Source organism: Thermosynechococcus vestitus BP-1 (assembly GCF_000011345.1).
Taxonomy (GTDB): Bacteria; Cyanobacteriota; Cyanobacteriia; order Thermosynechococcales; family Thermosynechococcaceae; genus Thermosynechococcus; species Thermosynechococcus vestitus.
This window is the reverse complement of sequence record NC_004113.1, coordinates 482,074-507,303: the sequence shown is the minus strand read 5'-3', so window position 1 is coordinate 507,303 and position 25,230 is coordinate 482,074. Positions and strand designations below refer to the sequence as shown.

Annotated in this window: 27 protein-coding genes; 9 read left to right on the top strand and 18 right to left on the bottom strand. The window is 53.9% G+C overall.

Translation table 11 applies throughout. The annotated features are described in order from the left end of the window. Positions 1 to 17: 17 nt before the first annotated feature. From clpX to tig, 3 genes are all read right to left on the bottom strand, one after another. The gene (gene clpX, locus TLL_RS02605; protein ID WP_011056361.1) at positions 18 to 1,340 is read right to left on the bottom strand and encodes an ATP-dependent protease ATP-binding subunit ClpX; all 1,323 of its coding nucleotides are present in this window, start codon (positions 1,338 to 1,340) and stop codon (positions 18 to 20) included. 32 nt (positions 1,341 to 1,372) lie between these two features. Continuing rightward, entirely contained in the window at positions 1,373 to 2,062 is a 690-nt protein-coding gene (gene clpP / locus TLL_RS02600; protein ID WP_011056360.1) for an ATP-dependent Clp endopeptidase proteolytic subunit ClpP, read from the bottom strand. A gap of 95 nt (positions 2,063 to 2,157) precedes the next feature. Further along, positions 2,158 to 3,597 carry a trigger factor gene (gene tig / locus TLL_RS02595; RefSeq protein WP_231833852.1) on the bottom strand — a complete coding sequence of 480 codons (1,440 nt, stop codon included), beginning with the start codon at positions 3,595 to 3,597 and terminating at the stop codon, positions 2,158 to 2,160. A 270-nt stretch (positions 3,598 to 3,867) separates the two neighbouring features. Between tig and TLL_RS02590 the strand changes: the two genes are divergently transcribed. Together TLL_RS02590 and gltX are read left to right on the top strand one after the other, a co-directional pair. Further along, positions 3,868 to 5,967 (top strand): TIGR00300 family protein, encoded by a 2,100-nt coding sequence (locus tag TLL_RS02590; RefSeq protein WP_011056358.1) that lies wholly within the window; start codon positions 3,868 to 3,870, stop codon positions 5,965 to 5,967. 58 nt (positions 5,968 to 6,025) lie between these two features. Then, positions 6,026 to 7,483: a glutamate--tRNA ligase gene (gene gltX, locus TLL_RS02585; protein WP_011056357.1), complete on the top strand. Its 1,458-nt coding sequence runs from the start codon at positions 6,026 to 6,028 to the stop codon at positions 7,481 to 7,483. Here gltX and TLL_RS02580 read toward each other — a convergent pair. From TLL_RS02580 to TLL_RS02570, 3 genes are all read right to left on the bottom strand, one after another. Next, positions 7,480 to 8,019, bottom strand: a complete 540-nt coding sequence (locus tag TLL_RS02580; protein ID WP_164920705.1) for a pentapeptide repeat-containing protein — start codon at positions 8,017 to 8,019, stop codon at positions 7,480 to 7,482. The two genes, gltX and TLL_RS02580, sit on opposite strands and share 4 nt — an antisense overlap. A 154-nt stretch (positions 8,020 to 8,173) precedes the next feature. Continuing rightward, complete coding sequence (cysK, locus tag TLL_RS02575; RefSeq protein WP_011056355.1) at positions 8,174 to 9,139, bottom strand: cysteine synthase A; 966 nt, start codon at positions 9,137 to 9,139, stop codon at positions 8,174 to 8,176. A 63-nt stretch (positions 9,140 to 9,202) separates the two neighbouring features. Further along, a complete protein-coding gene (locus tag TLL_RS02570) occupies positions 9,203 to 9,640 on the bottom strand; it encodes an Rrf2 family transcriptional regulator (protein ID WP_011056354.1) in 438 nt (145 codons plus the stop codon). Between the two features lie 215 nt (positions 9,641 to 9,855). Here TLL_RS02570 and tsaD point away from each other — a divergent pair, with 215 nt between their 5' ends. Then, on the top strand, positions 9,856 to 10,917 hold the full coding sequence (gene tsaD / locus TLL_RS02565; RefSeq protein ID WP_011056353.1) for a tRNA (adenosine(37)-N6)-threonylcarbamoyltransferase complex transferase subunit TsaD: 1,062 nt from the start codon (positions 9,856 to 9,858) through the stop codon (positions 10,915 to 10,917). On the opposite strand, the gene TLL_RS02560 is transcribed toward tsaD, so the two are convergent. Beyond that, entirely contained in the window at positions 10,862 to 11,716 is an 855-nt protein-coding gene (locus tag TLL_RS02560; RefSeq protein WP_011056352.1) for a metal ABC transporter permease, read from the bottom strand. The two genes, tsaD and TLL_RS02560, sit on opposite strands and share 56 nt — an antisense overlap. A gap of 83 nt (positions 11,717 to 11,799) precedes the next feature. Between TLL_RS02560 and ispE the strand changes: the two genes are divergently transcribed. Next, positions 11,800 to 12,735: a 4-(cytidine 5'-diphospho)-2-C-methyl-D-erythritol kinase gene (gene ispE, locus TLL_RS02555; RefSeq protein ID WP_011056351.1), complete on the top strand. Its 936-nt coding sequence runs from the start codon at positions 11,800 to 11,802 to the stop codon at positions 12,733 to 12,735. Here ispE and TLL_RS02550 read toward each other — a convergent pair. The 4 genes from TLL_RS02550 to TLL_RS02535 all read right to left on the bottom strand — a co-directional run bounded on the left by TLL_RS02550 (position 12,732) and on the right by TLL_RS02535 (position 16,001). Next, positions 12,732 to 13,844 (bottom strand): RNA polymerase sigma factor, RpoD/SigA family, encoded by a 1,113-nt coding sequence (locus tag TLL_RS02550; protein ID WP_164920704.1) that lies wholly within the window; start codon positions 13,842 to 13,844, stop codon positions 12,732 to 12,734. The genes ispE and TLL_RS02550 overlap by 4 nt on opposite strands. A 112-nt stretch (positions 13,845 to 13,956) precedes the next feature. Beyond that, entirely contained in the window at positions 13,957 to 14,559 is a 603-nt protein-coding gene (locus TLL_RS02545; RefSeq protein WP_197524130.1) for a hypothetical protein, read from the bottom strand. A gap of 50 nt (positions 14,560 to 14,609) precedes the next feature. After that, positions 14,610 to 15,320: a Crp/Fnr family transcriptional regulator gene (locus TLL_RS02540; protein WP_011056348.1), complete on the bottom strand. Its 711-nt coding sequence runs from the start codon at positions 15,318 to 15,320 to the stop codon at positions 14,610 to 14,612. A gap of 183 nt (positions 15,321 to 15,503) precedes the next feature. Beyond that, complete coding sequence (locus tag TLL_RS02535) at positions 15,504 to 16,001, bottom strand: HNH endonuclease (RefSeq protein WP_011056347.1); 498 nt, start codon at positions 15,999 to 16,001, stop codon at positions 15,504 to 15,506. Between the two features lie 143 nt (positions 16,002 to 16,144). Here TLL_RS02535 and TLL_RS02530 point away from each other — a divergent pair, with 143 nt between their 5' ends. Next, positions 16,145 to 16,684, top strand: coding sequence for a YqeG family HAD IIIA-type phosphatase (locus TLL_RS02530; protein WP_011056346.1), 540 nt, complete (start codon positions 16,145 to 16,147; stop codon positions 16,682 to 16,684). Here the strand turns inward: TLL_RS02530 and aroQ are convergent. The 5 genes from aroQ to sufR form a co-directional block, all read right to left on the bottom strand. Further along, on the bottom strand, positions 16,674 to 17,126 hold the full coding sequence (aroQ, locus tag TLL_RS02525) for a type II 3-dehydroquinate dehydratase (protein ID WP_164920703.1): 453 nt from the start codon (positions 17,124 to 17,126) through the stop codon (positions 16,674 to 16,676). The genes TLL_RS02530 and aroQ overlap by 11 nt on opposite strands. Before the next feature lie 48 nt (positions 17,127 to 17,174). Continuing rightward, a complete protein-coding gene (locus TLL_RS13005) occupies positions 17,175 to 17,303 on the bottom strand; it encodes a hypothetical protein (RefSeq protein WP_024125381.1) in 129 nt (42 codons plus the stop codon). Positions 17,304 to 17,424: 121 nt separating this feature from the next. Further along, positions 17,425 to 17,766 carry a photosystem II reaction center protein Psb28 gene (gene psb28 / locus TLL_RS02520; RefSeq protein ID WP_164920702.1) on the bottom strand — a complete coding sequence of 114 codons (342 nt, stop codon included), beginning with the start codon at positions 17,764 to 17,766 and terminating at the stop codon, positions 17,425 to 17,427. Between the two features lie 50 nt (positions 17,767 to 17,816). Then, on the bottom strand, positions 17,817 to 18,695 hold the full coding sequence (locus TLL_RS02515) for an alpha/beta fold hydrolase (RefSeq protein WP_011056343.1): 879 nt from the start codon (positions 18,693 to 18,695) through the stop codon (positions 17,817 to 17,819). Between the two features lies 1 nt (position 18,696). Continuing rightward, positions 18,697 to 19,356 carry an iron-sulfur cluster biosynthesis transcriptional regulator SufR gene (sufR, locus tag TLL_RS02510; protein WP_011056342.1) on the bottom strand — a complete coding sequence of 220 codons (660 nt, stop codon included), beginning with the start codon at positions 19,354 to 19,356 and terminating at the stop codon, positions 18,697 to 18,699. A 132-nt stretch (positions 19,357 to 19,488) separates the two neighbouring features. Here sufR and sufB point away from each other — a divergent pair, with 132 nt between their 5' ends. Then, the gene (gene sufB, locus TLL_RS02505; protein WP_011056341.1) at positions 19,489 to 20,925 is read left to right on the top strand and encodes a Fe-S cluster assembly protein SufB; all 1,437 of its coding nucleotides are present in this window, start codon (positions 19,489 to 19,491) and stop codon (positions 20,923 to 20,925) included. 85 nt (positions 20,926 to 21,010) lie between these two features. Here sufB and TLL_RS02500 read toward each other — a convergent pair whose 3' ends face one another. Then, positions 21,011 to 22,087: a WD40 repeat domain-containing protein gene (locus TLL_RS02500; RefSeq protein WP_164920701.1), complete on the bottom strand. Its 1,077-nt coding sequence runs from the start codon at positions 22,085 to 22,087 to the stop codon at positions 21,011 to 21,013. 112 nt (positions 22,088 to 22,199) lie between these two features. Between TLL_RS02500 and TLL_RS02495 the strand changes: the two genes are divergently transcribed. The 3 genes from TLL_RS02495 to TLL_RS02485 are packed head-to-tail and all read left to right on the top strand — an operon-like array spanning position 22,200 to position 23,595. After that, on the top strand, positions 22,200 to 22,625 hold the full coding sequence (locus TLL_RS02495; protein WP_165442191.1) for an acyl-CoA thioesterase: 426 nt from the start codon (positions 22,200 to 22,202) through the stop codon (positions 22,623 to 22,625). A 42-nt stretch (positions 22,626 to 22,667) separates the two neighbouring features. Continuing rightward, on the top strand, positions 22,668 to 22,994 hold the full coding sequence (locus TLL_RS02490) for a 2Fe-2S iron-sulfur cluster-binding protein (RefSeq protein WP_011056338.1): 327 nt from the start codon (positions 22,668 to 22,670) through the stop codon (positions 22,992 to 22,994). 4 nt (positions 22,995 to 22,998) lie between these two features. Further along, the gene (locus TLL_RS02485) at positions 22,999 to 23,595 is read left to right on the top strand and encodes a CPBP family intramembrane glutamic endopeptidase (protein WP_011056337.1); all 597 of its coding nucleotides are present in this window, start codon (positions 22,999 to 23,001) and stop codon (positions 23,593 to 23,595) included. Here the strand turns inward: TLL_RS02485 and TLL_RS02480 are convergent. Then, the gene (locus TLL_RS02480) at positions 23,592 to 25,205 is read right to left on the bottom strand and encodes an HD family phosphohydrolase (RefSeq protein ID WP_011056336.1); all 1,614 of its coding nucleotides are present in this window, start codon (positions 25,203 to 25,205) and stop codon (positions 23,592 to 23,594) included. The genes TLL_RS02485 and TLL_RS02480 overlap by 4 nt on opposite strands. Positions 25,206 to 25,230: the final 25 nt, after the last annotated feature.

Genomic DNA, 25,230 nt, shown 5'->3' with positions numbered 1-25,230 from the left:
TCCCCGGTGCTATCACCCTATGCCGATAGGGTCGGCAGCGAAGAAGGATGCAGGAGCAGTTCAGCCGTGGAGCGTTTTTCCACCATCTCGGGCGTGATGGTACATTCCCGCAGATCTTTGCGCGAGGGCAGTTCGTACATCACATCCAACATAATCTCTTCAACAATGGCGCGCAGGGCACGGGCACCGGTTTTGCGACGGTAAGCCTCTTGGGCGATCGCCTCCACCGCCGCCGGTTCAAAGCGCAACTCCACACTGTCCATGCGCATCAGTTTTTGGTACTGCTTCAGGAGCGCGTTTTGAGGTTGGGTGAGAATGTCTGCCAAGGCAGCCACATCCAGCGGCTCTAGCACAGCAACCACAGGAATACGGCCAATGAACTCTGGAATCATGCCGTACTTCACCAGATCGTGGGGTTCCAGTTGCTTGAGAATATCTGCAGAGCGTTTTTCCTTAGGCAGGGGTTCGCCATCACGGACAAAGCCCATCGCTTTTTTGCCCACCCGCTGCTCAATGGTCTTTTCTAAACCCACAAAGGCACCGCCGCAGATAAAGAGGATATTTGTCGTGTCAATTTGAATGCAGTCTTGGTAGGGATGCTTGCGCCCCCCCTGGGGTGGTACATTGGCGATCGTCCCCTCCAGTATCTTTAGGAGCGCCTGCTGTACCCCTTCCCCCGAAACATCCCGGGTAATTGAGGGGTTTTCACTTTTGCGGGCAATTTTATCAATCTCGTCAATGTAGATAATCCCCCGCTGTGCTTCCTCCACATCCATATTGGCATTTTGCAGCAACCGCAGCAGGATATTTTCCACATCTTCCCCCACATAACCTGCTTCCGTGAGGGTGGTGGCATCGGCAACCGCAAAGGGAACATCGAGGAGCTTCGCTAACGTCTGGGCCGAGAGAGTCTTGCCGGAACCCGTGGGGCCAATGAGCAGGATATTGGACTTTTGCAGTTCGACGTTGTCATCGCCCCGCTGATCGCTATCTAGCAGACTCAGGCGCTTGTAGTGGTTATAGACCGCAACCGCGAGGATTTTCTTGGCTTCGTGCTGCCCGACCACGTGCTTATCAAGAAATTCCTTGATTTGCCGAGGCTTGGGGACTTGACTGAGGGGGCGACTACGGGGTGTGCTGCGGGGCGATCGCGACGGTGTGGATTCTCGACGGGGAGCTGCTGCATTGGGAACGGTGGCCAATTCCTCATCGAGGATTTCATTACACAGCTCTACGCACTCATCACAGATATAGACCCCAGGGCCCGCGATCAGCTTGCGCACCTGTTCCTGTGACTTACCACAAAAGGAGCACTTGAGGTGGGTGTCATATTTGGCCATAGGGAACCTCTAGGGGTGCACGTAGGGTGTACTTAGGGACTAAGAAGAGTCTGCCGCGTCACCACCTGATCAATCAGACCATAGGCCTTGGCCTCTTCAGCGGACATAAAGAAATCCCGCTCCGTATCGGCTTCAATGCGCTCGATGGGCTGCCCCGTGTGCTGTGACAAGAGTTCGTTGAGCTTGCGCTTGTGGTAGAGAATTTCCCGCGCTTGGATCTCAATATCCACGGCCTGACCCTGGGCACCTCCGAGGGGCTGGTGAATCATGATCCGAGCATTGGGCAGCGCCATCCGTTTGCCAGGAGTACCGCCGGAGAGTAAGAAGGCACCCATACTTGCCGCCAAGCCAAAGCAGAGGGTACACACATCAGGGCGAATGTGCTTCATCGTATCGTAGATGGCCATGCCGGCTGTGACCGAGCCACCCGGTGAGTTGATATACAGGTATATGTCTTTTTCCGGATCCTCGGCATCAAGAAATAGAAGCTGGGCCACGATGGAGTCAGCAACCGCATCGTCAATGCCCCGGCGATCGCCGGCCCCCCCACCTAGAAAGATGATCCGCTCGCGCAGGAGCCGCGAGTAGATGTCAAAGGCTCGTTCCCCCCGCCCCGACTGCTCAACCACCATCGGCACAATGTTGGCATGGGTCGGCGGCAGGTTGAGGGCGGGAGAGCGCAGAATGGCACTCAGGGGATGGTCGTAACGCGATTGCAGCATAGTTGCCTAAAATGACGGTTGGTTTGTAATTAATTGTAACTAGATTGTAACGAGCGGTTTATCCCCGTGGGGATCATCACTTTCATTATGCCGAACTATTCCTGGGATGGGGCAGAACTTGCTTTTTTCCCAGACCGTTTTTGCGGCTGAGATGGGGTTTGAGCAACAGCCTCCGTCTGGATCTCTGTTGGTGCTTCAGCAGTGGCTGTGGGCTCGGCAGTGGCTACGTCGGACTGCACCGGCTGAAATGTATTTTGCTCTAGGAGCCAGCTGAGGGTCTGCTCCTGCTGCACTTCATCGTGGGCCAATTTGCGGAGTTGTTCCAGATTCTTCGCCGTTTTGTTCCCCAGCATCTCTTTATAGCGGTTCAGCCGTTCCTCCACTGCTTCTGGAGTGGGTTCAATGCCCTCTTGGCGAGCGATCGCCTTCAACAGCAAACGGGAGTGCACCTCCTTAGTTGCCGCCGGCTCTGCCTCTTGACGCATTCTTTCGTAGAGTTCCTCGGTCATGATCTTGTGGAGATCAACCCCTTGGGACTGAATCTGCATTAGAGTTGTCCGCACCTTGACATCCGCTTCTTTGCGGATCAGGGTTTTTGGCAATTCAACGGGATTTTGGGCAATGAGGGTATCAATGAGGGCCGCTTCTTTGGCTTGCTTGTCTTGATGTTTAGCGCGCTCCTGGTGATTTTGCTCTAAATAAGCCCGCAATTCTGCCATCGTGCTAAATTCACTGTGCTCAGCGGCAAAGGCATCATCTAAGGGGGGCAGTTCCGGGACTTTAATTCCCAAAAGTTCAATCTCAGCGGTCAACTGTCTGGGAGCCTCTGCTTCCTCGGCAACAGACACCGTCACCGTTTTCGCCTCACCAATAGCCATGCCGACAACAGCAGCAGGAATTTCTTGGAGCAAAAAGGGTTGATCTTCATCGAGGGAGAGGGGCAATTCATCTGCTGAGAGTTCCTTCACCACTTCCCCATTCTCATCTTTGGTCAGTAGTTTCAGGGTGACATCATCGCCCCACTGAGCGGGCCGGTCTTCCACGGGAATGAGAGTGGCGTGCTGCCGTTGGTGCTGCTGCAAGAGCTTCTCGACGGTTGCGGGATTGTAGGTGACGGGATTGTACTCAATGGTTAGCCCTTTATAGGCTGTGACTGTAACTTCTGGTTCAACATCAAAGGTGACGCTGAAAGAAAAGTTTTCGCCGGGATGAAATTGATCCAGGAGCTCTGTAATGCCCCCTGCGAGTTCGAGGTTGCCTAGGTAGGGGATATTGTTCTTTTCAACGGCGGTTTTGACCGCATCCTCAATGAGTTTTTCCATGGCAAGATAGCGCAGACGCTCTCGGCCAAGCTGCTGCAATACAAGCTGCCGGGGGGCTTTGCCCTTGCGAAATCCCGGCACTTGGGTGTGGCGAAGGAGATCATTGACCACTTGGTTATACACCTGTTGAGAGTGGGTCCCCGAAACCTCAATTGTGGCGAGGAGCTGGCTATTGGAACGGGGTTCAGTTGTCATGGAAATGATGTCAGTCACGTCAGTCAAGGTCATTCCCCTTCGCAGATGGTGTCCGTTAGTGTTCGTTGGCTGTGCGCGATCGCACAAATTATAATTTTAGCGCAGATTTCCCCTGCTCTTTGCAAATGGAACTGCTCCTAAGCGCAAGGGGGCTAATGTCAGGATTTGATGACAAAAGTAATCGTCAGAATCCCCACTGCCTATAGAATGATTTAAAGCTTGCGCTGGGTGCTGTGGAGCCCACCTCATACCGTTTCCACGTATTTCAACGATTTCTAAACAATCCCTATGAGTTCAACCCTGCGATTCCTCATGTGCCCTCCCACCTATTATGAGGTGGACTATGTGATCAATCCTTGGATGGAGGGAAATATCCATAAGTCCTCCCGCGATCGCGCCCAGCAGCAGTGGCAAAAGCTCTACGAAATGATCCATGCTCGGGCGACTGTCGAGCTCATTGAGCCGCAGCCGGGCTGGCCCGATATGGTGTTTACGGCGAATGCGGGTTTAGTGTTGGGCGATCGCGTAGTGCTCAGTCGCTTTTATCACCCAGAACGTCAGGGAGAGGAACCCTATTTCAAAGGGTGGTTTGAATCTCAGGGGTATCAAGTTTTTGAGCTACCCAAACAAGTACCCTTTGAGGGGGCAGGGGATGCCCTCTTGGATCGCGAGGGTCGCTGGCTGTGGGCGGGGTATGGCTTCCGGTCAGAATTGGATTCCCATGCCTACTTAGCAAAGTGGCTGGATATTGAAGTCCTTTCCCTGCGATTGATGGATGAGCGCTTCTATCACCTTGACACCTGTTTTTGTCCGCTGACCGATGGCTACTTACTTTACTATCCTCCCGCGTTTGATGCCTATTCCAACCGTCTCATTGAACTGCGGGTACCCGCGGATAAACGAATTGCCGTTAAAGAGACTGATGCCGTTAACTTTGCCTGCAATGCCGTCAATATTGATCGCACGGTGATTCTCAACTGTGCTAGCCAAGAATTGAAGTCGGCCCTTGCCCAAGTGGGCTTTGAGGTGGTGGAGACGCCCCTAACGGAATTTCTTAAGGCGGGAGGTGCGGCTAAGTGTTTGACCTTGCGGGTGACTGAACCGGTGCGTGAAGAACTCCATGCCCCCGTCACCCTTCCCAATCGGGTCGTTCATCTGGAGGGACACCTCCTCGACTCTGGTCTGATGAACCGTGTCCTCGACACAATTGTCGAAAATGGCGGCAGTTTCCAAGTCCTACAATTTAACCTTGGCGAACAGCGGCAAAGTCCTTCCCAAGCGGATATTCGTGTCATGGCCCCCGATGCCGAGGTCATGGAGGCGATCATGGCGCAGTTGATCACCCTCGGCGCGATTTTGCCGCCCTCGGAGGTCTGCGATGCTACCCTCGAAACCGTTACCCAAGCGGGGGTTGCCCCAGATGACTTCTATGTGACAACAATTTACCCCACAGAGGTGCGGGTGGCGGGCGAGTGGGTTCGGGTTCAAAACCAACGCATGGATGGGGCGATTGTGGTGCGCTCAACCCCAGAAGGAACAGTAGCGGAGTGTCGCATTCTGCGGGATTTGCAGGTGGGCGATCGCGTGGTCGTGGGCGTTGAAGGCATCCGCACCATTCGGAAAACGGAAAGCCAGCGCAACAACCAAGAGTTCACATTCATGGGATCGGGGGTCTCCAGTGAACGCCGCGTTGAACTGGTGGTGGAACAGATTGCTTGGGAACTGCGGCGCATCCGCGATCAGGGGGGCAAAGCGATTGTGGTGGCTGGTCCAGTGGTTATCCACACGGGTGGGGGTGAGCATTTAGCCAAGCTAATCCGTGAAGGCTATGTCCAGGGACTCCTCGGCGGCAACGCGATCGCTGTGCACGATATGGAGCAGGCCATCATGGGCACCTCCTTGGGGGTGGATATGAAGCGGGGCGTCCCGGTGCGGGGCGGTCACCGTCACCACCTGAAAGTGATCAATACCATTCGTCGCTGTGGCAGTATTGCCAACGCTGTGGCTCAGGGCATTCTCACCAGTGGCGTGATGTATGAGTGTGTCAAGAATAATGTGCCCTTTGTCCTGGCGGGGTCAATCCGCGATGATGGCCCCCTGCCGGATACCCTCATGGACTTAATGGTGGCGCAGCGGGAGTATGCTCGCCTGATTCGGGGTGCAAACATGATTTTGATGCTCGCGTCGATGCTGCACTCCATTGGCGTGGGCAATATGACCCCTGCTGGGGTGAAGTTAGTCTGTGTGGATATTAACCCAGCGGTCGTAACAAAACTGGCGGATCGGGGTTCTGTGGAATCCGTGGGCGTCGTCACGGATGTGGGACTGTTCCTCAGCCTGATGGTGCAGCAGTTGGAGCGGCTGAATCGTCCCTATACCCTTGCCTAGAAGGCCTGTAACCAATGCGGTAGGATCGAAAGGGCAATTTTTGTATTCGAGGTCAGCAGTGACAGTTCGTGTTCGTTTAGCGCCGAGTCCGACAGGGAATCTGCACATTGGGACTGCCCGTACCGCTGTATTCAACTGGCTCTATGCCCGTCACCGGGGAGGGAAGTTCATTCTGCGGATTGAGGACACCGATCGCGAGCGGTCTCGGCCTGAGTACACCGAGAATATTCTGGAGGGCCTGCAATGGCTGGGGCTGACCTGGGATGAAGGCCCCTACTTCCAGAGCGATCGCCTTGATCTGTACCGCCAAGCAATTCAAACCCTCTTAGACAAGGGACTAGCCTACTACTGCTACTGCACCCCCGAAGAACTGGAGGCGCTGCGAGCTGAACAAAAAGCCAAGGGGCAAGCACCTCGCTACGACAACCGTCACCGCCATTTGACCCCAGAGGAGCAAGCCGCCTTTGAGGCAGCGGGACGAACCCCTGTGATTCGATTCAAAATTGAGGACGATCGCCAGATTGAGTGGCAGGACTTGGTGCGCGGTCGAGTCAGCTGGCAGGGGGCTGATCTAGGGGGTGACATGGTCATTGCCCGGGCCGCACCCCGCGGTGAAATTGGCTATCCCCTCTATAATTTGGTGGTTGTGGTGGATGACATTGCCATGGGCATTACCGATGTCATTCGCGGCGAAGATCACATTGGTAACACGCCAAAACAAATTTTGCTCTACGAGGCCCTTGGAGCCACGCCCCCCAACTTTGCCCATACGCCTTTAATTCTCAACTCAACAGGACAAAAACTCTCAAAGCGGGATGGGGTTACCTCCATTTCTGACTTTCGGGCAATGGGGTATTTAGCTCCTGCTTTGGCCAACTACATGACGCTTTTGGGTTGGTCACCCCCCGAAGGGGTGGGAGAACTCTTTACCCTTGATCTGGCGGCGAAGCACTTTAGTTTTGAGCGGATTAACAAAGCAGGCGCCCGCTTTGACTGGGACAAGCTCAATTGGCTCAATCGCCAGTACATTCAGCAACTAGAGCCAGAAGAATTTTTGGCGGAACTCATCCCCCTGTGGCAGGGGGCAGGCTATGCCTTTGATGAGGAGCGCGATCGCCCTTGGTTGTTTGACCTTGCCCAACTCCTCCAACCTGGTCTCAACACCCTGAGGGAGGCCATTGATCAAGGGGCCGTTTTCTTTATACCCAGCGTCACCTTTGATTCTGAAGCAATGGCTCAACTGGGCCAGCCCCAAAGTGCGACCATTTTGGCCTACCTACTAGAGCATTTACCCGCAGAGCCCGCCCTGACTGTGGCGATGGGGCAACAATTGATTCAACAGGCCGCCAAAGCGGCAGGGGTGAAAAAGGGAGCAACAATGCGAACCCTACGGGCGGCCCTCACCGGTGCTGTCCATGGTCCTGATCTCATGGCCGCATGGCAAATTCTCCACCAACGGGGTTGGGATGAACCGCGACTGGCGGCAGCCCTAAAGCAGGCCCAAACGACTTCTTAGGGGTTGGCGGGGCGATCGAAGATTGTTTGACTTAAATTAGCCCCACTTAAATTGGCGCGATCGAGATCGGCCCCCTTCAGGTTTGCCGCCGTCAAATTCACATCAATCATATTTGCCCCTTTCATGACCGCATTCTCCAGATTGGCCCTGCTGAGGTTGGCATTGACAAGGTTGCTGAGGGTGAGGCGTGCTCCCACCAGTTGTGCTCCTGTCAAATTGGCATTGACCAAAATCGCTAGGTATAGACTGGCACGGCTCAAGTTTGCTCTTGCCAAATTGGCACCAAAGAGATTCGCACCCGCCAGATAGGCCCCCTCTAAATTGGCGCCTGCTAAGTTTGCCTTAAACAAATTGGCATCCATCAGGTTCGCGCCCCGCAGATCACAGTTGGGACATTGGCGTGTTTCCAAGAGTTGTCGCACATGGGCAGGATTTTCAGCGTTGGCAACCGCTGGTACAACTAATGAAAAAAGGGCTAGGGAGAATACTCCTGCTCGGAGTTTCACTAAAAAGTTGGGTTCTGTTGAGCGTTGCATTGTCTTTACTGCAATAGCTATATTTCCCAAGGCCATCACCACAGGGGGAGAGGTGGCTTTTCCTCAGCTCAGCTGATGATTGCCCAGTTCCCCAAACGCCAATTTGGTGTTCAAGGGCGATCCTGACGCCCTGGGACTGTGAACGCCATTGTGCCTAAGTTTGCAAGTAGCTTGGCACCAAGGGCAGGGCCTCTTGGAAGAGGGGGGTGCTCAAGTAGCGTTCGCCAAAACTGGGCTGCACCATGACAATTAACTTGCCGGCATTTTCAGGACGTTGAGCCACCTGAATGGCAGCACAAAGGGCAGCCCCACTGGAAATACCTGAGAGCAGGCCTTCTTCACGGGCTAAGCGGCGACCAAAATGGATGGCTTGATCATCGGAGACAGGGATGACTTCATCAATGAGTTCTCGTTTGAGAACGGGGGGCACAAAGCCAGCACCAATGCCTTGAATTTTGTGGGGTCCCGGTTTGCCTCCTGAAAGGACTGGACTATTGCTGGGTTCGACGGCGATCGCTTGAAAGGTAGGCTTCTTTGCTTTGATCACTTCTGCTACCCCCGTAATCGTGCCCCCCGTACCAACGCCAGCCACCAAAATATCAACTTGACCGTCTGTATCTTGCCAAATTTCAAGCGCAGTGGTTTCACGGTGAATCTTTGGATTGGCGGGATTTTTGAACTGCTGCAACATGAAAGCATCTTCAAGGGAGGCAGCAATCTCTTCAGCACGACGAATGGCGCCACTCATCCCCTCGGTGCCGGGGGTCAAATCCAGCTCTGCGCCATAGGCACGCAGCATGGCTCGGCGCTCTGCACTCATGGTTTCTGGCATGGTGAGAATCAGCCGATAGCCCTTTGCCGCCGCGACCATGGCCAAGGCAATCCCAGTATTTCCCGATGTCGGCTCCACCAAAACCGTTTTACCAGGGGTAATGAGACCCGCTGCTTCTGCCTCCTGAATCATACTTAGGCCAATGCGATCCTTAACTGAGGCCGCAGGATTCATGCTCTCTAGCTTGACGACAATTTCGGCAACGCAGCCCTCCGCTTGGGGAATGCGGTTCAGGCGTACAAGGGGCGTCCGACCAATGAGGGCAGTAATATCGGGGGCAATATTCATGGGGTATCAATCTCCAACTCAAGACAAAAAGGTTAGGAAAATCCGCTGCATGCCAGCCCCAGCCTAGATGTAGTACATGACATCCACCTGCTGGTAAGCCTGGCGGCGATCGCACAAATCCTGAAGGGTGTACTTTTTCAAGACATCATTGGCCGCTTTACAGGCCTCAAGCCACACTGAGCGGATCAGGCTACGTTCCAGATCACCGTTGTCGGGCGGCTTTTGCGCGAGCTTGGACTCGATCCCCTCAATACAGTTGAGCACATCTAAAATTGAGATTTGCCAAGGGGCTTTTGCGAGCACGTAGCCACCCCGCGCACCCCGCTGACTGCGAATGAGACCCTTGCGGCGGAGGGTTGCCATCAGTTGCTCCAGGTAGCGATCGGGAATGTTGTGCATGGCAGCAATTTGGCGAATTTGTAGCGGCTCCCCCTGTTCATAGGCCGCTGACATTTCCAAGAGCGCTAAGAGGGCGTACTCACTTTTGGCAGACAGTTCCACAAGACATTTGGCCCAGGCACGACATTGAGCAGATTGCCCAACCTATAGTATACCCTACTTCTTGATCGGGATTTAGGAGATTCTTAGGAATCTTCACCGGAGCGCGGGTTGCAACCTCAAGAATTCACTGCATTGAGGACATGCCCTTCAACAAGTTTATTTGAAAAATAGGTTAGACTTAAGGAAGGCTCTAGGTCGGTGCCCAAGTCTGCTCGATGGTAAGAATTCTGGCCATTGAAACCAGTTGCGATGAAACGGCGGCTGCCGTAGTGCGCGATCGCGCCATTGAAAGTAATGTGATTGCCTCGCAAGTGTGCGCCCATCAACCCTTTGGCGGTGTGGTGCCGGAGGTTGCCTCCCGTGCCCACTTAGAAAACATTAATGGGGTCATCACCGCAGCCATCAGTGAGGCCGGTTGCGATTGGTCTGCCATTGATGCCATTGCCGTCACCTGTGCCCCCGGCTTGGTAGGGTCGCTGCTCATTGGGGTTACGGCCGCAAAAACCCTTGCCCTTGTGCACCAAAAGCCCCTCTTGGGCATTCACCACCTTGAAGGCCACCTCTATGCCTCCTACTTAGCGGAGCCAACCCTTGAACCACCGTTTCTCTGCCTTTTGGTCTCTGGTGGGCATACCAGTCTCATTGGCGTTTATGGCTGTGGCGAGTACCAGCTTTTTGGGCAAACGCGGGATGATGCAGCAGGTGAAGCCTACGATAAGGTCGCACGGCTAATGGGCTTGGGGTATCCAGGGGGACCACTGCTCGATCGCTGGGCGCAGCAGGGGAATCCAGAGGCTTTTGATCTACCAGAGGGAAATATCCGCCTCCCAGATGGCAAGGTGCATCCCTACGATGCCAGTTTTAGTGGACTGAAAACCGCAGTGGCACGGCTGGTGGCGGAGCTACGTCAAACCCATCCTGAGTTGCCGGTGGCTGACCTCGCGGCCAGTTTTCAGAAGGCTGTGGCACAGGCCCTGACCAAGCGGGCGATCGCGGCAGCGGTGGATCATGGCTTCAAAACCCTAGCCATTGGGGGAGGAGTAGCGGCAAATTCTGGCCTGCGACAACACCTCACTGCGGCTGCTGAACCCTTGGGACTACGGTTAATTTTTCCGCCCCTGCGGCTGTGTACCGATAATGCGGCCATGATTGGCTGTGCCGCGGCCGATCACTTCCAGCGGGGCGATCGCTCCCCCTTGGACTTAACTGCGCGTTCACGCCTCAGCTTGTTGGAGATTTCTGCCCTCTATGGACCCACGCCCCTGGCAGTAAGTTAAGCGCAACTGAGATTAAAAAGAACGCCAGTTGACAGACAACAATACTGGGACCAGAGGGCCAATTCATTCCTGCTGACACGAGCATGCCGACAATGGCACTGCCCACCCCCACGAGGGCTGCCAAGACCACGTACTGCGAAAATTGCCGACTCCAAAGGCGGGCACCACAGGCGGGAATGACGACAAAGGCACTGATCAGGAGTACCCCTACTGTCTTAATGGAGACTGCCACCACCAACGCTAATAGGGTAATAAAGAGCAAACGCTGCCTTCTCACTGCCGCCCCCTGGGCCACGGCCAAGGCCTCATTCACCGTGATTAACAATTGCACCCGCAACGTGAGCAGGAGGAAAAGGCCAACAAGGGTGCAGAGGGTGCCACTCATGACCAGATCGGCTGGGCGCACCGCCAAAATATCGCCAAAGAGTAGGTTATTCAACCCCCCTTGGTAGCGATCGCTCAAACTGAGCAGTACCACCGCTAGCGCTAACGATCCTGAGTAGATGATATTCAAGAGGGCATCAGTCCACAGCCGGGTATGCTCGAGTAAATAGGTGACGCCGAGGGCAAAAACCACCGCAAAGGGCAGCAACATCAGCGACGGATTCAGCCCCAGAATTATCCCTAAACTGATTCCCAGTAGTGCCGAATGCCCCAAAGCATCACTAAAAAAGGACAGTTGCCGCAGGATGGTAAAGCTACCGAGGGCACCCGCCATCCCTCCCGTAAAAATCCCTGCCCACAGGGCTCGCTGCATAAAAGGCAACTGCAACAGCTCAAGGATCCGTTCCAACACCATGGGGAATTCTCGTTGGCGCCTGCCAAAGAGGTCATAGAAGAATAATATGCTATTGAACAAGGTGGTTGTGAGGATGGGGCGACGTGTATCGTCTGCTGGCGCCTGCCAAAATTAATCTCTTTTTACAAATTATTGGCAACTGTTTGGATGGCAGTGGTTACCACGAGCTAGTAATGGTCATGCAGGCGGTTTCCCTCATGGATCGCCTCGAACTGATTCCTCGGCGCGATCGCGAGATTAAGGTTCATTGCACGAACCCTGCCGTTCCCTGCGATCAGCGAAATCTGGCCTACAAAGCCGCAGCACTGCTCCAGCAGCATTTTCCGGATCGCGATGGTGTTGAAATTTTCATCGAAAAACGGATTCCTCTGGGGGCGGGCTTGGCGGGAGGGTCAACCAATGCCGCAGCGGTACTCGTGGGCTTAGATCTCCTGTGGCAGTTGGGGCTGACCCAAGGGGAATTGCAAACCTTGGCAGCGCAATTGGGGGCCGATGTTCCCTTCTGTTTGCAGGGAGGGACTGCCTTGGCTTTAGGGCGCGGCGAACAGTTGACTCCCCTGGCGGATCTACAGGGGTTAACGGTGATCCTAGGGAAGTATCGCTCCCTTAGTGTGGCCACCCCTTGGGCCTATCAAACCTATCGCCAGGAATTTGCCGCCACCTATGCCCAAACCCCCAGCGAACAGGAAAAAGCCCGCCAAGAGGGGGGATCCGCAATCCTGCTACAGGCCATTCAGCAGCATGATATTGCCCCATTGGCGGCCAACCTCCGTAATGATCTAGAGAAAGTGGTGTTGCCCCGCTATCCCTTGGTGGCAGAGTTAAAGGAGCAATTCCTGGCTGCGGGAGCGATCGCCAGCATGATGTCCGGATCTGGGCCAACGGTTTTTGCCCTAGCGCCCTCTGCCGATGAGGGCTACAGGATCATGCAACGGGTACGGCGCGCCCTACCAGACCCCGATCTTGATCTATGGGTCTGTGAGTGCTGTCCCCACGGCATTCAGTTGGAGACGTCCTAGGCAAACTCCTCCAGATAGTCTTGAATTTCCCGCCGCCGTTGGGGTTGCCGCAATTTTTGCAGGGCGCGGTGCTCAATTTGGCGAATCCGCTCCCGACTCAGTCCCAGCAGTACCGCAACTTCCGCTAGCTCAAGGGCCGGCTGTTCCCCTAGGCCATAACGCAGTTCCATCACTTGGCGCTCACGGGGGGATAGATCACTCAGCAGTTGCTTCAAAGTGGTCCGTAGGGATTCGCGCATGATCACCTCATCGGGGGTAGGGGCAGGGGATTCAATCAACTCCTGCAACTCCGTTTCTTGGTCGGAACCAACCCGCTGTTCCAGGGCCACGGATTTGGGAACGGCCATCAGCACCTGCCGTACCTGCGACACCTCAAGATTCAGTTCTTGGGCAATGTCCGCTAGACTGGGCATCGCTCCCCGTTGAGCCGCAAGACGCCGTTGGGCACGCTTAATTTTATTGAGCTTTTCCACCATGTGAATGGGTAGGCGGATTGTACGGCTTTGGCTAGCAACGGCACGGGTGATACTTTGGCGAATCCACCAATAGGCATAGGTGCTAAAGCGAAATCCCTTGGTCGGATCGAATTTTTCAACGGCACGTTCTAGACCCAAACTCCCCTCTTGGATCAAATCTAAAAATTCCACGCCGTGATGTTGATATTTTTTGGCAATGTTCACCACCAAGCGCAGGTTAGCTTGCAGCAGTTGGTTTTTTGCCCGCTGTCCTTGACGCTCAATGTGCTGAAGTTCACTGAGGGTAATATTCGCTGCCTTTGCCCAAGCTTGACGCCCCGCCTGCACACAGGTTTGCAATTCAGCCACACTCATTTTGAGTCCTGCAGCCCATTGGGCACGGCTCAGGGGACGCCCCAACAGCGGCCGCAGGCGATCGCGCTCCCTAACAGCCGCCACGTAGCGTTTGAGCTGGGGATCATCCGACTGATCTCGCACTGCAAGCAGGGCTTGGTACTGCTGAACCTGTTCGGCAAGGCGCAGTTCTTCGCTAGGGGTGAGCAAGGGCACACGGCCAATTTCCTGCAAATACTGCCGTACTAAATCCGTTGTCAATGGACGCTCGGACAAGGGTTGAATGGGGATAGCCACCATAGGACAACTCAACACACAACATCGAGAATTCAGCTCGATAGTGGTATTCTCTGTCCTGGGCAAAGGCGGCGGCAGTGATAAATCCGGTGCTGAGGTTGTGATATCGATCAACCTATTCTGTACTTTCTGATGAACCCGTCATGAGCTTTGTGCCTGAAGACGGCTGCTCCTTGAGAATCGTGGTATCAACTACGTAGGGCAAATGAGCAGCTTTGAGACCCCGCTTGATGACGGCAAGGGTTTCTTGAAAGAGAACAAAGAGGGGAAATTGACGATTCGCGCCCTCACTAAAGACATTCCGATGCAGCAAGGGCATATCCCAGCTATAACTGCGACTGAGGAGCACTTGGGATTGGCGCCAGCGGGTCAGCAGTTCCGTAAAGCTTTCCCCCGGACGATGAATAAAAACCAGTAGTTCAATGTCAGTTTTCACTTTCCACTCGGGATCGCACATGACAAAGACTAAATCACAGGGCACCATCACCGACTTCACTTGGGGACGTTGGTTGGTCGTTGTAGCCGCGGGGATCTGAAGATGGGCGATCGGCAGCGGAATTGGAATTAAACTTTCTTGAGGTCGCCGCAGACTGGGAATCATTTCGAGGTACGGGCGATATTGCCGCAAAAGTTCTGTCGCGTGGAGCGGATCGGTGTAACGAACCAAGGTGTGTTCGTAGAGGTTGGGGGCGATCGCCATAGCAGAAAGAGCTTGCAACTATTGCTATCCTAGGCGAGGTTACTGCTCCTGAACAAGACAACAGAACTTTAATTCAGCCCTTGCTGCGCTAATTGCTCTAGCTGCGGCAAATTGAGCATTTGTAGTTGTTGCTTGGTAACATCAATGTTGATCCAGTTTTTCGCCACCATTTTATCCAGCAGTTGCTGTGCCTCATCAGGGCTAATGTTGGCTACATCTGCTAAATCCTTGAGGGGCACATTGAAAATGACAGCGGTGTTGGCATTACGCCCCAGAGGTTGACCATAGCGCCGTGCCAAATTCACCAAGAGATGGGCGAGTTTGACGGCAGGCGGTTTGTGCAACAGTTCAATACGAGCATTGGTCAGGCGTAGTCGCTGTGCCATCAATTGCAGCATCCGATAGTGTAAGTCTGGGTCGTGGCGCAGGACATAGACAAATTTTTGCGCCGGCACCGACAGAACTTCCGCTGGACACAGGGCCACTACATCCGTTGAGCGGGGAGACTGGTCAAGAATTGCCATTTCGCCAAAAAAGTCCCCTGGCCCCAGAATCGCCAGCGTCAGGAAATCTCCATTGGCCAGCAGGCGTCGTACCTTTACCCAGCCTGAGAGGATAAAGTAAACTGCGTTGCCCCATGCATCTTCGATGAGAATGGCACGCCCTGCCGGGTAGGTGTTATGCCAGGCCACTGAGAGCATCGAGGAAAGTGCTTCTTGGGAACTGGCACCAAAAAGCGGAAAGAGCTGACTAAAGTTTTCTATCTCAATACCTGACATAACGACCTGAGTTTGAGTTTCCCAAGGTAAAAGGTTCTCCTCTACGATACTAGACTAAAATACGCGATCGCCCCGAGCCGTGCTTAAGAGTTACCCGCTCAGAGGATTCCCCCAACTATTGGTAACCGGTTGCAGGGGGGACACCCTAAATTTTCGCCACGGCTTTCAATCCCACAGCTAAGACTAGGCACCGATGACGTATTTGCGCCACTCTTGGTGAGTACCCGTGCGCACGTGTTTTGTAACTTCAAAGTACAAACTACTAATGGGACGACGCGGTGTTTGGCGTAGGGGCATGTTCGCTTCTTTGGGGGTGCGATTCCCTTTCTTGACGTTACAGCGAACACAGGCAGTCACGATGTTTTCCCAGGTTTCACCGCCACCGCGGGATTTGGGAATAACATGATCCAGAGTCAGTTCATCACCGGTGTAACCACAGTACTGGCAGGAGTGACCATCTCGGTGGAGGATGTTACGGCGGGTGAGGGGAATTTCTTTGTAGGGAGTAACGACGTAATGCCGCAGACGAATAACCGTTGGCAAGGGGAAATTGTTGTAAACCATCTTGCCATTGTGCTCCACTTGCTCTGCCTTGCCCTTGATTAAAAGGACAACTGCTCGCTGCCAACTCGTAATATTGAGTGGTTCATAGGAGGCATTGAGTACCAGAACCTTCGCCATATCCGTTGACGCGCGGCATTCTCTCAGATGGTAACATATTCTTTATTGTTGGAGTAACAGCGGAGAAGATTTTTGTAGTGCCCACTCTTCCCTAGAATCGTGATAGTCTGTCAGAAGTTTCTTGTTCATGATTTGCGTTTTCAATGGCCGCTGGGTCTCTGGCAGCACTGCTGCAACCGGATTTAATTCTTGAAACCACCATTGAACAGTTGCGCCCCAGTCTGTTGGCAACATATCACCTGCGGGGCATGGTGCTGGATGTAGATGATACGCTGCTCCCCACCTGGGATGCGGCTCTACCGCCACACATTCTGGCGTGGCTACTGGAAATCAAGCATGAAATGCCGATCTGGCTAGTGAGCAATAACTGGAACCATCGCCGCATTGAACGCATTGCCCAGCAGGTGGAGTTACCCTTTTTGGTGGGGGCGGGTAAGCCCTCTCGGCGCAAGATTCGGCAGGCGGTGCAAGCGATGAATTTACCCTACGATCAGGTGGCCATGGTGGGCGATCGCCTGTTTACGGATATTCTCGCCGGCAATCGCTTGGGGATGTTCACGATTTTGGTGCAACCTGTTGTCGTCAAGCGCCTTGATGGTAAGTCGTGGGTACGCAATATGGAGTTTTGGCTGGCACGACAGTTGGGAACGCCGCTGGCGATCGCGCCCCCTGCTAAGAATTAGCCTTTTGCTGTAAATAATTCACCAGTGCCCGCAGACCTAAAAGATAACTGTCGGCACCAAAGCCAGCAATTTGACCGATTGCCACCGGGGCAATGTAGGAATGATGGCGAAACGCTTCCCGCTGATGAATATTACTCAGGTGAACCTCAACGGTTGGGAGGGCAACCGCAGCAATTGCATCTCGCAAAGCAACGCTGGTGTGGGTATAGGCTGCGGGGTTAATTAAAATGCCTTGGGCACGTCCCAGGGCCCCCTGAATCGCATCTACTAAAACCCCTTCATGATTGGACTGGAGGCACTCAATAGTGACCCCCAACTCCTGCGCCAAGGCTTCCAAGGATTGGTTGATGCTCGCGAGGGTTACAGTCCCATAGATCCCCGGCTCCCGTTGCCCTAATAGGTTCAAGTTGGGGCCATGAAGCACCAGAATATGAGAGGCCAAGCTTCACCTAACCGTTCCAGCAACTCCATGCTGTTGAGTACCGTTGCTTTATTGGCGATCGCGCACGGGAATCGGAATCGGCTCCAGTTCAGGGGTGGGTTCAGCACCACCTAACAGTTCCAATAATTTTTTTAACCACGATTTGAGGGTGTCAAGCAGGCTCTCTAGATAATCCATTGATGTCCCTACTGTATCGCTATAGAACTTGTCGATGCGCTGTGTCCTGAATAAAGACCAAAAAGCATCGTAATTTTAAGCTAGCACAATCTTTTTGAATCGGCACCCGATCCAGTGGCGATCAAGAGTTCTCAGACTTCTGAAAGCCAAGGCCATGGCTGGCGGCGTAGCGATCCATAAAGCGAATAAAGCGATCCCACTCTTGGGGACTACGCATAGTATAGGTGGCCTCAATGGCAACGGGCTGGCCGTTAATGAACTTGGCATTGACATCACGGGTCACAATTTCCCCTTCTTCGTCCACCATGTACATCCCCGTGACCTCCAGATTGCCCTCTTGGACAATTTTGGGGTTATCGAAGTAAAACATGGCCTGACCACTGCTGCCATCCCGTGCCCGTGTCAAACGGACATCAGGCACGACTTCTTCATTAATGCCACGGATAAATTGAATTTCTGCCATTGCACCCACATTTCAAGCAATACTTCTAGGATACCTGTATCGGGGACCGCTCAAACCAAGAAATCGCGCCGCAGGCTGTAAATCATCCATTCGGGTTGCTCCAGATGGGGTAAGACCCCTGCCTTGGGGATGATTCGAAACTGTTGCAGGCGATCGCGGGCGGTGGCATAGAGTCGCTCACCAAGGGAGAGGGGCGTGAGCTTTGCCTTTTCTCCCCAGAGAATGACCGTAGGGATAGTTAATTGGGGTAAATACTGGCTAAGATCAAAGGAGAGATTTCCCTTCAGGGTCGCCAGAGCTGCCCATTCGGCATTGGGACGACAGGCGGCATCCAGGTAGGCTTCAACGGTTTCCGAGCGCAGCCGTTGCGGATCAGCAAAAATAAACTGGGTGAGGAAGTTGCGCACCGCCAAGGGGTTAGCGGCAGCCAGGGTGTAGATGAGGCGATCCAGGATCGGTACACTCAGGAGGGCATTGGCGATCGCCTGTCCTTGGTTTTCCCCAAAGTCATTGAACCCACTGGGGCAGACCAGACACAAACGCCCAAAGAGATGGGGTTGCTGAATCGCCAACCGGACAACAATCCCTGCCGTCAAGGAGGAGGCGACAACGGTAACGGGCGTTCCCAGCATTCGCAGCAGTTCCGCAATCATTAACCAGTAGTCGCTGCTGGTGTAGTCGCGGGCAGGATGATCGGACTCCCCCCAACCAATGAGATCCGGGGCAATAACGCGGTAATGCGGTGCAAAGGCAGGATACACCTGCGACCATTCATAGTGGCTAGAGCCACCCCCCAAACTGTGGAGAAAGACGAGGGGAGGTCGCGATTGCACCGGACCCCAGTAGCGATCGCTGGGGGTGTAATAGACCATACGGCCCATTGCTGTAGTGAGGCTCTGCTGGACAAAAGTGGGGGGACAAAAAGCCATGCTACTTCAAGGGACGAATAAGATAACCGCAACGATGTTCACCATCCACCAGCCAATGGGTGCGCTCGACAGCACAATCCCCGAGGGCGATCGCAAACATCTCTAACTCATGATGACAGACCGTGGGAAAAGACTGCGCAACGGCGGAAATCGCACAATTGTACTCCGTCAACAAATAGGCACCTTTCGGCTCACTCACGGGGTAAAACTCGGCCATATAGCCTTCCTGTTGCCGCAGTGCCACCAGCCGCGCTAAGCGTTCCGCCAACGTGCCGCTGCCCATTTGCTCGCGATAGGCGAGTGCCTTGCGTTGCCAAGCTGCCTGCAATACATCCTGCATCTGCTCTGGACCAAGGGTTGCTGCTACGGATTCCAAGAGTTCAAGGGCAAAACCCTTGGGATGAGTGGCCTGTTGGCGCAGTTGCAGTTGCCGCAGCTCTTCGCGTCCCGCCTCACTAATCGTGTAACGGTATTGGGGACGGCCCACCGTACCCGACAGGACTTTATAGGTCACTAGTTGCTCCGCCTCTAGATCCTTGAGATGCCGGCGCACCGCCTGGGGACTAATTGCCAGTTGAGCCGCCAACTCCTGAGCACTGAGGTGACCGTCGCGGAGAAGGCAGTGTAAGATGTCCTGTTTAGTATCCGATGTGAGCGTCACACAACGCCCCCTTGACTAAAACAACCGTTTTGTTGCTAAATTAGTCCTAAGAGATAAAGCAACCATCTCGTTGCTTAATATACTCTAAATTTTGCTAAATTTTGGCCATTCCTTCACCCAAGAGAACACTCGATGTCGGCAACGGTACAATCCCTCGTCAATCAGCCCTACAAATACGGCTTTGTCACCCCCATTGAGACGGAAACCATTCCCAAAGGTCTCAACGAGGACATTATTCGCCTCATCTCCGCCAAGAAGAACGAGCCAGAGTTCATGCTGGAGTTTCGCCTGCGTGCCTATCGTCAATGGCTGAAGATGAGCGAGCCCCAATGGCCACGGGTGAGCTATCCCCCCATCAATTATCAAGACATCGTCTATTACTCAGCTCCGAAACAGAAGGAAAAGCTAAAAAGCTTGGATGAAGTAGATCCCGTTCTGCTGGAAACCTTTGAAAAACTAGGGATTCCCCTTTCAGAGCAAAAGCGGCTCACCAATGTAGCCGTAGATGCCATTTTCGATAGTGTGTCAGTGGCCACCACCTTCCGCGAGGAGTTGGCCAAGCAGGGGATCATTTTTTGCTCCATTTCTGAAGCGCTCCAGGACTATCCCGAGTTAGTGCAGAAATACTTAGGCAGTGTTGTTCCCATTGGCGATAATTTCTATGCTGCCTTGAACTCCGCAGTTTTTTCCGATGGCTCCTTCGTCTATGTTCCCAAGAATACCCGCTGTCCAATGGAGCTATCCACCTATTTCCGCATCAATAACGGTGAGTCGGGTCAGTTTGAGCGCACCCTGATCATTGCCGATGCCGGGAGCTACGTGAGCTATCTTGAGGGTTGTACTGCTCCCATGTTTGACACCAATCAACTCCATGCGGCAGTGGTGGAGCTGGTGGCTCTGGACAATGCCGAAATCAAATACTCCACTGTGCAAAACTGGTATGCCGGCGATGAAAATGGCAAAGGGGGCATTTACAACTTTGTGACGAAGCGGGGACTCTGCCTCGGCCGCAATTCCAAGATTTCCTGGACACAGGTGGAGACGGGTTCTGCCATTACTTGGAAATACCCCAGTTGTGTCTTGGTGGGGGATAACTCCGTGGGAGAATTTTACTCCGTTGCCCTCACCAATCACTACCAACAGGCGGACACGGGCACGAAGATGATCCACATTGGGAAAAATACCCGCAGCAGGATTGTCTCTAAGGGCATTTCGGCCGGCCACTCCCAAAATAGCTATCGCGGTCTGGTGAAAATTGGCCCCAAGGCCACAGGGGCACGCAACTACTCCCAATGCGATTCGATGCTCATTGGGGATACGGCCGCTGCCAATACCTTCCCCTATATTCAGGTGCAAAACCCCACTGCCCAGGTGGAGCATGAGGCTTCGACATCGAAAATTGGTGAAGATCAACTCTTCTACTTTGCCCAGCGGGGAATTTCCGCTGAAGATGCCGTCTCAATGATGATTAGTGGCTTCTGTCGCGATGTCTTTAATCAATTGCCGATGGAATTTGCAGTCGAGGCCGATCGCCTGCTGAGCCTGAAGCTAGAGGGAAGTGTGGGCTAAAAAAATTCCAGCCGTTGTTCTCAGTGGCTAAGATTCTTGGGGATCTTAGCCGTTTTTTGTGCCGTAGGTGAGGCCCGCGAGTTCTCTATGGGGTTTCGGGAAAAAGACGCCACACTTTGATGGTTTTGTCTTCACTGGCGGAGATCAGTTGATCCTGACCAAAGACGACACTGTAGACAGCGCCAGAGTGTCCCTTGAGGTTCCGCAATAACTGACCAGAGAGGGACCAAAGTTTGACAGTTTGATCGCCGTGACCACTGGCAAGGGTGCTGCCGTCGGGACTCACTGCCACACTAAAGACCTGCCCGCCCTCAGTGCCAAACTGTTGCTGCAGTTCTCCTGTGGTCAGGTTCCAAAGTTTTATACCATCTTTGTCACTGCCACTGACCAGTTGGCTGCTGTCGGGGGTGAAGGCGAGGCTATTGACATCACTGGTGTGTCCTTCCAGGGTGCGCAGGAGTCGGCGGGAGGGCAAATCCCAAATGCGGATGAGTTTATCCACGCCACCCGTGGCTAAAAAACGCCCATCTCGACTAATGGCGACGCTGAGCATGATGCCCTCATTTGCTTTGAGCGTAGTAATTTCCTGACGGCTGGGAACATTCCACAGTTTGACGGTGTGATCATAGCTGGCACTGGCAAGGGTGCGACCGTCGGGACTGAGGGCTAAGCCATTCACAAAATCTTGGTGGCCACTGAGGGTGGCTTGGAGTTGGCGATCGCCCACCCCCCATAGTTTGATGGTTTTGTCTTTACTGCCGCTAATCACCGTCTGACCATCGGGAGTCATCACCAGGGCATAGATCCAGTCGGTGTGACCTTTGGCTTGTCCTAGGGCAGTTCCCGTAGCCAAGTTCCAGAAGTACAGCCTGCGATCGTCGCCAGCACTGACGAGGAAATTGCCATCGGGACTCAGGGCGATCGCGTTCACCTCATCTTCATGGCCCCGCAGGGTCATCGCGAGGGCAATTTTTTGCCACTTTGAGGTTGGGGTGTGGAGGGGGGAGCCAGCGTTTTGATCGGGGGAGCGGGTCCAGTGTTGACTGAGTTGCCAATAGGCCAGTCCTGCGACTAAGCCACTGATCACCAGCGTGCTTAAAAGAAGTCGCAGATCAGAACTGCCTTTGTTACTCATCGGTTTAGGGATGGGAATTGGTTGCAAAAGAGCTGTATCCTATATTAACAACAAATGCTGTGGCGCGTTTTTGCCCATGGCTTGTGTTGGACAACCCTATGGGATGGCAATGGAAGGACGATAGATGAATCCAACACCCCTGCGCGACTATCAGCGCACAGTTCATTTTGCCGATACCGATGCGGCTGGGGTAGTCTACTTTGCCAATCTGCTGCGGTTTTGCCATGAGGCCTATGAGGATGCCCTTGCCCAATTGGGGGTAGATCTGCGGCAATTTTTCAGCAACAGTGGCCTCATTGTGCCGATTACGGAGGCGCAGATACGGTTTTTGAAACCCCTCTACTGTGGCGATCGCCTGCGGGTGACCATTGACCCCCAAAGACTGGATACTAGCCGTTTTCAACTGACCTATACTCTCTACAACGAAGGGGGGGATCGGGTAGCCATTGCCCAGACGCAACACATGTGCCTGCAACTGCCCCACCGCCAGCGTGTGCCGATTCCTGATCCTTTGCCGGCATGGTTGAAGTCTGCCCCCGAGGAAGCCAGCGATCGCGAGGATTAGGGGGATAATAGGGAAGATGTTGCGTCATAGCTCACTGCCAGAATGACCCAAACCTTTCGTGTTGAGATTCTGCACCAAGGACAAACCTACACTTTTGAAGCCAGTGCCGATAAACCCCTCCTGCGATCGGCCACCGCTGCCGGAATTGATCTTCCGAGTTCCTGCAATGCCGGGGTATGTACCACCTGTGCGGCCCAAATTCAGGAGGGTACCGTGGATCACGGAGATGCAATGGGGCTGAGTCCCGAACTGCGGGAAAAAGGCTATGTCCTCCTCTGTGTGGCCCGCCCTTGCTCAGATTTGAAATTGATCTCTGAAAAAGAGGAGGAGGTCTATAACTTCCAATTTGGTCAGTTCCAGAAAGCGTAGACCTATGGAGGAGTCCCCCCTACCCGATGAGCCTCTGAGTCGTACACAGGTCTTAGTGGCCATGGCGTTAACGGCCATCCTGTGGCTGATTTTGGCGCGGGTGTGGTTATTTACCCCCTTTTCTGGGGGACTGCTGCCGCTGCGCTGGGATGTCTGGGCAGTGGTTTTAGGCATTGCCCTCTGCCTAGGAATTACCGGCATTGGCGCCATTTTGTATCGCCTCTGGCCGGCCTACCGCCACGCCTCAGATACCTACCTGAAACTTGTGCTTTCACCACTGCTGTGGCCTGATCTATTTTGGATTGGCATTCTGCCCGGCCTTAGTGAAGAGCTGCTCTTTCGCGGGGTGCTCCTACCGAGTTTGGGGCTCAACTGGGCAGGGATTATTGGCAGTTCTGCGTGCTTTGGCATTTTGCACGCTGGATCGCGGCAGCAGTGGCCCTATGCCCTGTGGGCTACCTTTGTGGGCGGATTCTTTGCCTATAGTGCTGTGGCAACGAATAATTTACTCTTAGCGATCGTTGCCCATACCTGTACCAATTGGCTGGCAGCTACGCTGTGGAAACTCTCGTTTTTGCAATCGTCCGCCGATCCACCCTAGCGCTGGTGCCCCAGCACCCGAAAGACCTCCTGCTGCTCAAAGAGTTCCACCAGATCAGGATTAATCTTAAATTCCCTAGCCTCCTGCCACAAAATCCCTAGGGCCCTATCCACAGGTAGGCTCTTTTTGTAGGGGCGATCCTTGGCGGTCAGGGCATCGTAAATATCCGCGATCGCCAGCATTTGGGTTTGTAGGGGAATTTCGGCGGCACCAATACCGCGGGGGTAGCCACTGCCATTTAAGCGCTCATGGTGACCATAGGCAATGATCGGCACATTCTTCAGGTGGGGTGTCCAAGGAATGCGCGAGAGAAACTCGTAGGTATAGGTGACGTGGGCTTCAATCATGCGCCGCTCCCCTTGGGTGAGATTGCCCCGCCGCACCAAGAGTTGCTCCAGTTCGCTGGCCGTGATCAGGGGATGGAGTTCCCCATCAGTGCCGCGGTAATAAAACTGGGTCAATTCCTGAAGCTGAGCCAGGGGTTCCTCCTCAAGAATTTGCGGCTCATTGGCCTGCTCAATTAGCTGCCAGTAGGCCTCTAGGGTGTGCAGTTGTTGCTGGAGTTGCTGATCGAGGTCTCGTAAAAAAGTACAGGACTGACACCGCTGTTGTGGGGTATGGGGCTGATGGGGATGGGAGAGTAAATAATTGACTTTGGCTTGAGCCGTTTCCATTTCAAGGGTGCGGCGGACGAGGGCAAAGCGCTGGCGAATCACCTCTAGCTGTTCGGGGTAGAATTTCTTTTGCTTGTTGAGAATTGCCTCCGGCACGCCCACCTTGCCAAAATCGTGGAGCAGAGCAGCATAGCGGATTTCCTGGAGCTGGCGATCGCTAAAGAAAACATCGCGAAAGACTCCCCTAGAGGTGGCATTGGTGATCTCAGCAAGGCGCACCGTCAGCGCTGCCACCCGTTCCGAATGCCCTGCGGTGACTGGATCTCGCGTCTCAATGGCTTGAACTGAAGCGGTAATAAATCCCTCAAAGAGCTGTTCAATACTCTCGAGCAGATGATTGCGCTCAATAATCACCGCCGCTTGGCTGGCCAGCGATCGCACAATATGTTCTTCCCAAGGACTATAGGGCTGGGTGAGGGCCACACTGGTTTCTGGTCTCAGCCGGGTATCGGGCGATCGCTTGCGGTTAATCAGTTGCAGAACGCCAATCACCTCACCGCTAATATTTTGCATCGGCACCACCAGCACCGAACAGGTTCGATAGTGGAGGGCTTCATCAAAAGAGCGATTGAACTGGTACATCTCGCTCCCCTTGAGGGCATACACATCGGCAATATTTAGGGATTCCCCCGTGAGAGCGGCATAGCCCACCAAGCTATCGGCGGTGAGGGGTATGGTATAGTCCTGCACTTGCTCAGGAAGGGTGACGCTATCGTTTTGAGCTGCCTTGAATTCCAGCACTGCCCGTTCCCGCTGAACTAGAAAAATCGTGCCAGCATCGCTAGCAGTGATTTGGCGACTTTTCGTGAGAATCAGATGCAGCAATTCCTCTAGGGATTGACTGGCAGAGAGGGAAATCCCAATTTCTAACAACTGATCAACCAGGGCTTCCGCCTCTTGGCCAAGAACGGCGCGTTCAAAGGGACTGAGAATCATAGCAAGGGTTTAGTGAGGAATGCCC

Excerpts from the sequence above, each read along its gene's own strand:
- TLL_RS02590 (WP_011056358.1), top strand. The coding sequence starts at position 3,868 with ATGAGTTCAACCCTGCGATTCCTCATGTGCCCTCCCACCTATTATGAG.
- TLL_RS02550 (WP_164920704.1), bottom strand. The coding sequence starts at position 13,844 with ATGGTGGCTATCCCCATTCAACCCTTGTCCGAGCGTCCATTGACAACG.
- TLL_RS02480 (WP_011056336.1), bottom strand. The coding sequence starts at position 25,205 with ATGATTCTCAGTCCCTTTGAACGCGCCGTTCTTGGCCAAGAGGCGGAA.
- TLL_RS02490 (WP_011056338.1), top strand. The coding sequence starts at position 22,668 with ATGACCCAAACCTTTCGTGTTGAGATTCTGCACCAAGGACAAACCTAC.
- tsaD (WP_011056353.1), top strand. The coding sequence starts at position 9,856 with ATGGTAAGAATTCTGGCCATTGAAACCAGTTGCGATGAAACGGCGGCT.
- TLL_RS02535 (WP_011056347.1), bottom strand. The coding sequence starts at position 16,001 with ATGGCGAAGGTTCTGGTACTCAATGCCTCCTATGAACCACTCAATATT.
- cysK (WP_011056355.1), bottom strand. The coding sequence starts at position 9,139 with ATGAATATTGCCCCCGATATTACTGCCCTCATTGGTCGGACGCCCCTT.
- clpP (WP_011056360.1), bottom strand. The coding sequence starts at position 2,062 with ATGCTGCAATCGCGTTACGACCATCCCCTGAGTGCCATTCTGCGCTCT.
- TLL_RS02540 (WP_011056348.1), bottom strand. The coding sequence starts at position 15,320 with ATGTCAGGTATTGAGATAGAAAACTTTAGTCAGCTCTTTCCGCTTTTT.
- psb28 (WP_164920702.1), bottom strand. The coding sequence starts at position 17,766 with ATGGCAGAAATTCAATTTATCCGTGGCATTAATGAAGAAGTCGTGCCT.
- clpX (WP_011056361.1), bottom strand. The coding sequence starts at position 1,340 with ATGGCCAAATATGACACCCACCTCAAGTGCTCCTTTTGTGGTAAGTCA.
- TLL_RS02580 (WP_164920705.1), bottom strand. The coding sequence starts at position 8,019 with ATGCAACGCTCAACAGAACCCAACTTTTTAGTGAAACTCCGAGCAGGA.
- TLL_RS02560 (WP_011056352.1), bottom strand. The coding sequence starts at position 11,716 with ATGGTGTTGGAACGGATCCTTGAGCTGTTGCAGTTGCCTTTTATGCAG.
- TLL_RS02530 (WP_011056346.1), top strand. The coding sequence starts at position 16,145 with ATGGCCGCTGGGTCTCTGGCAGCACTGCTGCAACCGGATTTAATTCTT.
- TLL_RS13005 (WP_024125381.1), bottom strand. The coding sequence starts at position 17,303 with ATGGATTATCTAGAGAGCCTGCTTGACACCCTCAAATCGTGGTTAAAA.
- TLL_RS02485 (WP_011056337.1), top strand. The coding sequence starts at position 22,999 with ATGGAGGAGTCCCCCCTACCCGATGAGCCTCTGAGTCGTACACAGGTC.
- sufB (WP_011056341.1), top strand. The coding sequence starts at position 19,489 with ATGTCGGCAACGGTACAATCCCTCGTCAATCAGCCCTACAAATACGGC.
- TLL_RS02515 (WP_011056343.1), bottom strand. The coding sequence starts at position 18,695 with ATGGCTTTTTGTCCCCCCACTTTTGTCCAGCAGAGCCTCACTACAGCA.